The organism is Actinoplanes sp. NPDC000266, from assembly GCF_042899005.1.
Classification (GTDB): Bacteria; Actinomycetota; Actinomycetes; order Mycobacteriales; family Micromonosporaceae; genus Actinoplanes.
The window spans coordinates 1072970-1080041 of sequence record NZ_JBIAZI010000003.1; the positions used below are offsets into that span (position 1 = coordinate 1072970).

General features: G+C 73.4%; 7 protein-coding genes. All 7 read left to right on the forward strand.

Annotated features, from left to right (window positions below; genetic code table 11):
• The first annotated feature begins 6 nt into the window (after positions 1 to 6).
• The 7 genes from ACFY36_RS16420 to ACFY36_RS16450 all read left to right on the forward strand — a co-directional run bounded on the left by ACFY36_RS16420 (position 7) and on the right by ACFY36_RS16450 (position 7007).
• Entirely contained in the window at positions 7 to 2091 is a 2085-nt protein-coding gene (locus tag ACFY36_RS16420; RefSeq protein ID WP_499746787.1) for an iron ABC transporter permease, read from the forward strand.
• Positions 2092 to 2133: 42 nt separating this feature from the next.
• Positions 2134 to 2781: a DUF4190 domain-containing protein gene (locus ACFY36_RS16425; protein ID WP_499746788.1), complete on the forward strand. Its 648-nt coding sequence runs from the start codon at positions 2134 to 2136 to the stop codon at positions 2779 to 2781.
• A complete protein-coding gene (gene bluB / locus ACFY36_RS16430) occupies positions 2778 to 3410 on the forward strand; it encodes a 5,6-dimethylbenzimidazole synthase (protein WP_499746789.1) in 633 nt (210 codons plus the stop codon). The genes ACFY36_RS16425 and bluB overlap by 4 nt, the downstream gene beginning before the upstream one ends.
• A 181-nt stretch (positions 3411 to 3591) precedes the next feature.
• On the forward strand, positions 3592 to 3915 hold the full coding sequence (locus ACFY36_RS16435) for a hypothetical protein (protein WP_499746790.1): 324 nt from the start codon (positions 3592 to 3594) through the stop codon (positions 3913 to 3915).
• A gap of 13 nt (positions 3916 to 3928) precedes the next feature.
• A complete protein-coding gene (locus tag ACFY36_RS16440; RefSeq protein ID WP_499746791.1) occupies positions 3929 to 4393 on the forward strand; it encodes a GNAT family N-acetyltransferase in 465 nt (154 codons plus the stop codon).
• A gap of 35 nt (positions 4394 to 4428) precedes the next feature.
• Positions 4429 to 6408 (forward strand): ATP-binding protein, encoded by a 1980-nt coding sequence (locus ACFY36_RS16445; RefSeq protein WP_499746792.1) that lies wholly within the window; start codon positions 4429 to 4431, stop codon positions 6406 to 6408.
• A 26-nt stretch (positions 6409 to 6434) separates the two neighbouring features.
• Positions 6435 to 7007 carry an NAD(P)/FAD-dependent oxidoreductase gene (locus ACFY36_RS16450; RefSeq protein WP_499746793.1) on the forward strand — a complete coding sequence of 191 codons (573 nt, stop codon included), beginning with the start codon at positions 6435 to 6437 and terminating at the stop codon, positions 7005 to 7007.
• Positions 7008 to 7072: the final 65 nt, after the last annotated feature.

Genomic DNA, 7072 nt, shown 5'->3' on the forward strand with positions numbered 1-7072 from the left:
CCACCGATGACCAGCACGATTTCGCCGGTTTCGGCGGCGCCGCTCAAAAAGGTGTACGGCGTGGTAGCGGTCTTCGCCGTGGCGGTCGTGCTGCTCGCCGTCCTGGCCGCGGTGCACCTCACACAGGGCACCGCGGCCATGGGCGTCGGCGAACTGCTCAAGGCGATCAACCCGTGGTCGGCCGAGAACGACGAGGCGGTGGCGGTGCTCGTCGCCAGCCGCCTGCCCCGGCTCGGCGCGGCCCTGCTCGTCGGCATCGCGGTCGGCATCGCCGGCGCGATCCTGCAATCGGTGGCCCGCAACCCGCTGGCCTCCCCCGACACCCTGGCCGTCAACGCCGGCGCCTACGTCGCGGTGGTGGCCGTGGCCGCCTTCGGCGTCGCGGTGCCGTTCGCGGTCGGCGGCCTGGTCGCCTTCGTGGGCGGCCTGCTCGCGGCCGGTGTCGTCCTGCTCGTCTCGCGCGGCGGCGCCTCCGGGCCGACCCGCCTGGTGCTGGCCGGCTCGGCCGTCGCGCTCGCGCTGAACGCGCTCACCTCCGTGCTCCTGCTGCTCTTCCAGCAGAACACCGTCGGCCTGTTCGCCTGGGGCAGCGGCACGACCGTCCAGTCGGGCAGCGAGAACGTCAAGCTGACGGCCCCGGTCGTCGCGATCGGCGTGCTGGCCGCGCTGCTGCTGGCCCACCGGCTCGACGTGCTCGGCCTCGGCGACGACTCGGCCCGCGTGCTCGGCGTCGACGTGCGCCGCACCCGGGTCCTCTCCGTGGTCACGGCCGTCCTGCTGGCCGCGATCTCGGTGACCGTGGCCGGCCCGATCGGCTTCGTCGGCCTGTCGGCGCCGGTGATCGCCCGCCTGGTCGCCCGGCGCGTGCCCGGCCTCGGCAAACACCTGCTGCTGCTGCCGTTCACCGGCCTGTGCGGGGCGCTGATCGTGGTCGGGGCCGACGTGCTCCTGCGGCTGATCCTGCCGGCCGACGTGGCCATCTCGGTGCCCACCGGCATCGTCACCACCCTGGCCGGGGCGGTCGTCCTGGTCTGGCTCGCCCGCCGGCTGCGCGACGGCGGCCCGGCCGCGGCGCCGGCCCGCGGCGCGAACGGCACCGTCCACTCCCGCACGTGGGTGATCACCGTGTCCGTGCTGATCGCGGTGCTGCTGGTGGCGGCGGTGATCGCCGGGCTGCTGCTGGGCGACCGGATCGTGCTGCTCGGCGACGTCATGAACTGGATCAGCGGCAACGCCGGCCGGCAGGTCGGCTTCGTGCTCGACCAGCGCTGGCCGCGCGTGCTGGCGGCCCTGCTCGGCGGGGCGGCGCTCGCCCTGGCCGGCGCCATCGTGCAGGCGGTCTGCCGCAACGCCCTCGCGGAGCCGAGCCTGCTCGGTGTGACGCCGGGCGCCAGCGTCGGCGCGGTCGCGGTGGTCCTGCTCTTCCCCGGCATCGGCGCCTGGCCGGTCATGGCGGTGGCCACGGTGTTCGCGCTGGGCACGTTCGCACTGGTCTACTGGCTGGCGGCCGGCCGCGGCCTGGCCTCGGACCGGATCGTCCTGGTCGGTGTCGGCGTCAGCGCGGCCGCCACGGCCGTCACGACGCTGGTCGTCGTGGTGATCTCGCCGTGGAACGTCAGCGTCGCCCTCACCTGGCTCGCCGGATCGACGTACGGCCGCAGCATCGGCCAGGTGGTACCGGTCGCGCTGGTGCTGCTGGTCGCGCTTCCGCTGACGCTGGTCTCCAGCCGTACGCTCGACCTGGTCTCGCTCGACGAGGACGTACCGCGCCTGCTCGGCGTGCCGCTGAACCGGGCCCGGCTGGGCCTGCTGACGGTGGCGGCGGTGCTCACCGCGGCCGCGGCCACGGCGGTGGGCGCGCTCGCCTTCGTCGGCCTGGTGGCGCCGCACGCGGCCCGCGCCCTGGTCGGCTCGCGCAGCGCCCGGGCCGTCCCGGTCGCCGTGGGCCTGGGCGCCGTGCTGGTGAGCGTGGCCGACACCCTCGGGCGTACCGTCATCGCCCCTTCGCAATTGGCGGCGGGACTGGTGACCGCGCTGATCGGCGCGCCCTATTTCGTCTGGCTGCTGTGGCGGAGCCGCCCCGCGAGCTGAGCGGGGCAGCGCGGGCCGTCGATGGCCGGTACGGTGGCGCCGGTGGATCTTCAGAACTATCCGGCGCCGCCTCCGTACGCGCCCGCCCGCCCGCAGTGGAACGGCAAGACCAACGGCTTCTCCATCGCCGCCCTGACCCTGTCGCTGTTCGGCTGTGTGGGACTGATCAGCATCATCCTGGCCATCGTCGGCCTGCGGCAGAGCCGGCGCAACGGCGACAAGCGGGGCCGGCGCTTCGCCATCATCGCCCTGTGCGTCTGCGGCCTGTGGATCTCGGTCATCGCCGTGGTCGCCGGCATCGCCATCGCCCGTGACGTCGCCGACGGCCCCGACCGCGACGCGACCGGCGTCCTGCGCGGCGAGCGCTCCCTGAGCTTCGAGAACATGCGCGCCGGCGACTGCGTGAAGGACCTGGACAACGACACCGGCGACTACCTCGACGCGGTGCCCTGTTCGTCGCCGCACAGCAGCGAGCTGTTCGCCAAGTTCGACCTGCCCAAAGCGACCGATGATCAGGCCGAGGCCGCGTGCGAGAAGAAATTTTTGGCGTACGCGGGCGCGAAGCCCCCGGCCGACGCGAAGTATCTCCTGTTCACCGCCCGCCTGGAAGAGATCGAGACCGGCGACCCGGGCGTCCTGTGCTTCGCGCACCAACGATCCGGCACCACCACGGGCTCCCTGAAGAAGTGAACCTGTACGACGCCATCCACACGCGCCGCGACGTGCGCGGCCAGTTCACCGGCGCACCGGTCGAGGACGACACCCTCGACCGTGTGCTGGCGGCCGCGCACGCCGCCCCCAGCGTCGGCCTGACCCAGCCGTGGGACTTCATCGTCATCCGGGACGCCGCGCCGCGCTCGTCGTTCCACCAGCACGTCCAGCACGAACGCGCCGTCTTCGCCGCCACCCTGGCCGACGACCCGGCGGCGGCCGCCCGCTTCGCCCGCATCAAGATCGACGGCATCCTGGAATCAACACTGTCCATCGTGGTCACCTACGACCCGTCCCGGGGCGGCCCGGCGATCCTGGGCCGCCACGCGATCGCCGACGCCGGCCTCTATTCGGTCTGCCTGGCCATCCAGAACCTGTGGCTGGCCGCCACCGCCGAGAACCTGGGCGTCGGCTGGGTCTCCTTCTACCGCGAGGACTTCCTCCGCACCCTGCTCGGCATCCCGGCCGGCATCCGCCCGGTGGCCTGGCTGTGCCTGGGCCCGGTCACTCACGTGGAGCAGACCCCCGACCTCGAACGGCACGGCTGGCGCACCCGCCGCCCACTGGAGTCGGCCCGCCACGAGAACCGCTGGTCCCCGGCCGGCTGACCACCACGGCGGGACGGCTGTCGCAACCGGGCGGAGCGGCTGCACGGAAGGGGTCGCCGGTTTGCCGACCCCGTGCGGGATCGGCCGGGATGGTGGTTTTGTCGGGCATTTATGGTGATGGTCGGAGAAGGGTGGATGTTTCTACGGTGAGGCGTCGGCGGCGGCGAAGATGCACTGCTTCGTGTCGGATGCCGTCAAGAAGGTGAAGAAGGCCAAGAAGGCGGGCGGGCTGGCCGGCGTGGCCGCCCTGTCGGGTGAGATCAGCGCCAAGATCGCTGACACGAAGGGCGCTTGCAAGGGGGTCTGGCAGTTCCTCGGGGCGGCGGTCTACACCGCCTATCTCGGGCAGGACGGACGGTCGGTGTGGATCGAGGACGCCTCGTACGCCGACAAGTGCGGGATCATCAGCAAGAAGCTCAACTTCATCTACCGGATCGGGCCGGCGCCGGATCAGACGACCGAGTTCACCGGCGGCGTGAAGGTGATGTGCACCTTCTCGTTCTAGGTAGGTTGGCCGCATGACGGACGTGCGGCTCCAGCCGATGACCGAGGACGAATACAAGCCCTGGCGGGCCGGCGTCGAAGCGCACTACGCGCGCAGCGCCGGCTCGTCGGGGCTGTCGGCGGCCGAAGCCGCCCGGGCCGCCGCCGACACCTACGCGCGGCTGCTGCCCGGCGAGTACGCCACCCCCGGGCACCATTTCTGGTACGCCTACGACGGTGACCGGCGGGTCGGTTTCCTCTGGATCAAGGTCGACCACGACGCCGCTTTCGTCTACAACGTCGCCGTCGAGGCCGGCCTTCGGCGGCGCGGCTACGGGCGGGCGATCATGCTGGCCGCCGAGCGCTGGTGCCACGACGCCGGGCTGAAGCGGATCGGGTTGCACGTCTTCGCTCACAACACCGGGGCCCGGGCCCTCTACGAACAGCTGGGTTTTGCCGAGACCGGGCGCAACATGACCAAGGTCCTGTCGGCTGGGTGACGGCGCCGGCCGGGCCGCGGGCACAGACTGACGGGATGCCGAGGCTCGGCGACGTCGTCGAGGACGTGCGGTGGCGGAGCTTCGCCGGGCGGGACACCGAGGTGGCCTGGTTCGACGAGGCTCTCGCCGGCCGCACGCCCCGGCGGGTGCTGTTCGTGCACGGGCCCGGGGGCATCGGCAAGACCACGCTTCTGCTTCATCTGCGGGAGCGGGGCCGCCGGGCCGGGCGCCGGGTGGTGCTGGTCGACGGGCAGGATCTGCGGCCCACCGCCGAGGACTTCGTGGGTGCTGTCGGCGGGGCCGAGCCGCAGGTCCTGCTCGTCGACGGCTACGAACATCTGGAGGCGCTCGACGGATGGCTGCGGCGCGATCTCGTGCCGGCGCTGCCCGGCGACGGGGTCGTGGTGCTGGCCGGGCGTGACCCGCCCGTGGCGGCGTGGCGCTGTGATCCCGGATGGCGCGCCGTTGTGGCCGTACGTCACTTGCCCGCTCTTGATCGGAAAGCCAGTGCGGACCTGCTCGCGCGGGCCGGTGTGGCCGCCGGCAACCGCGAGGCGATCGTGCGGCTGGGCCGGGGACATCCGCTGGCGCTGGCGCTGCTGGCCGATGTGGTGTCGGCCGGTGGCGTGGTGCCGGGCAGCCTGGCCGAGGCGCCCGACCTGATCTCGGCCCTGACCGCCTCGGTGATGCGTGACGCCCCGTCCGAGGCGCACCTGCTCGGGCTCGCCACGTGCGCGAAGGCGCAGGTGACCACCGAGGATCTGCTGCGCCGCACGGTCGGCGACGTGCACGCTTCCCCTGTCTGGCAGTGGCTGCGCGACCGGCCGTTCGTCGCGGCCCGGCCGCAGGGGCTGTTCCCGCACGACCTGACCCGCGAGGTGCTCGACGCCGAGTTCGAGCGCCGCTCCCCCGACCGCTACCGCGAGCTGCACCGCATCATCCACGACTACGTCGTGTCCGGGCTGCGGTCGGCAACCGGCATGCACCGGCAACTGCTGGCCCAGCAGCTGGGCTATCTGCATCGGCGGGGGCCTTTCAGCGCCGAGTTCCGGGCCGTACGGGAACACGGCTCCATCGCGGTGGTGCCGTCCCGGCCCGAGGAGCTGGCGGCGGTGGCCGCGCAGATCGGGCGGCAGGTCGGCCCTCATTCGGAGGCGCTGGCCCGGGAGTGGTTCGCGGCCCGCCCGGAAGGGGCGAGCACGGTGGTGGGCGGGCCCGGCTTCGCGTACCACTCGCTCTGCCCGTCGGGTCTCGCTCTGGACCAGGACGATCCGGTCGTCCGGGCGATCCTCGCCCACATCGACCGCACCGCGCCGCTGCGGCCGGGCGAGCAGGTCGACATCGCGCGGTTCCTGCTCGGCGAGGACGGCTCGCAGAGTGACCGGAACGCGGTCTTCGCGGGCTCGGTCTCATCCATTGTGGAATGGTGCGGGCGGCCGCTGGCGTGGGCGTTCGTGGCCACGGTCGACCACGCGTTCTGGGGGCCGTTCTTCGACTATCTGGGCTTCCGCGAGGTGCTGTCGGCCGACTGCGACGGGCAGCGGCACGTGGTCTACGGCAACGACTGGCGGCGGTTCCCGGTCGACGCCTGGCTCGAGATGATGAACGAGCGCGAGCAGACCGGTGGCAGTGGGCCGCCGCCGGACGAGCTGACCCGCCCGGCGCCGCTGGGCAAGGACCAATTCGTTGCGGCCGTACGGGCGGCGCTGCACCATCCCGGCGGTGGTGGCCCGCTGATCGGCACGGCTCTGGGCGGCGACCCGGCCGAGGTCCGCGCCGCCTTGGCGAAGGCGGTGGACGCCCTGGCTTCGGAGCCGCGGGGCGAGCGTCTCCGCGCGGTGCTCTACCGGACGTACATCAAACCGGCGGCCTCGCAGGAAGCCGCCGCCGAGGCGCTGGGTCTGCCGTTCAGCACCTATCGCCGGCACCTGGCCAAGGCGGTCGAGACCCTGACCGAGCGGCTGTGGGAGGCCGAGACCGGGCAGCGATTGGGCAGCGAACGACCTGGAGAGTGAGCAGTCCCGCGGCGCACGCTCCGGGCATGGCGAACATGACGATCCTGGGTGCCGGCCTGGCCGGCTTGAGCACCGCGATGATGCTGCGGGACGACGGGCACGACGTGACCGTCCTCGAACGCGACCCGGCGCCGCCCGGCGGCGAGCCGTGGGAGAGCTGGCAACGGCCGGGAGTCAACCAGTTCCGGCTGCCGCACTTCATGCTCCCCCGCTGGTGGCGCACCCTGTCGGAGGAACTGCCGGCCGCCGCGTCGGAGGTCCGAGCGGCCGGCGGAAGCCCGTTCAGCCTCGTGCCGCCGCCGCGGCGCGAGGACGACGCCCGCTTCGACACGGTCACCGCCCGGCGGCCGGTCGTGGAGGCGGCCCTGGCCCGGGCGGCGGAGGCGTGCGGGGTCACGCTGCGGCGTGGGGTGCGGGTCACGGGCGTACGCCTGGAAAGCGGGACCCGGGTGACCGGAGTGACCACCGACGAAGGCCCGGCCCGGGCCGACCTGGTGATCGACTGCCTGGGGCGCCGCTCGCCGATGCCGCAGTGGCTGGCGGGGGGGGGGGGCCCCCCCCCCCCCCCCCGCGGCGGGGCCGGCGGGGGGGGTGTTTGACAAACCCCCCACGGCGGGGGCCGGCCGGCGGCGCGGGGGGGGGGGGGTGGGGCGGCCGGGTCGGG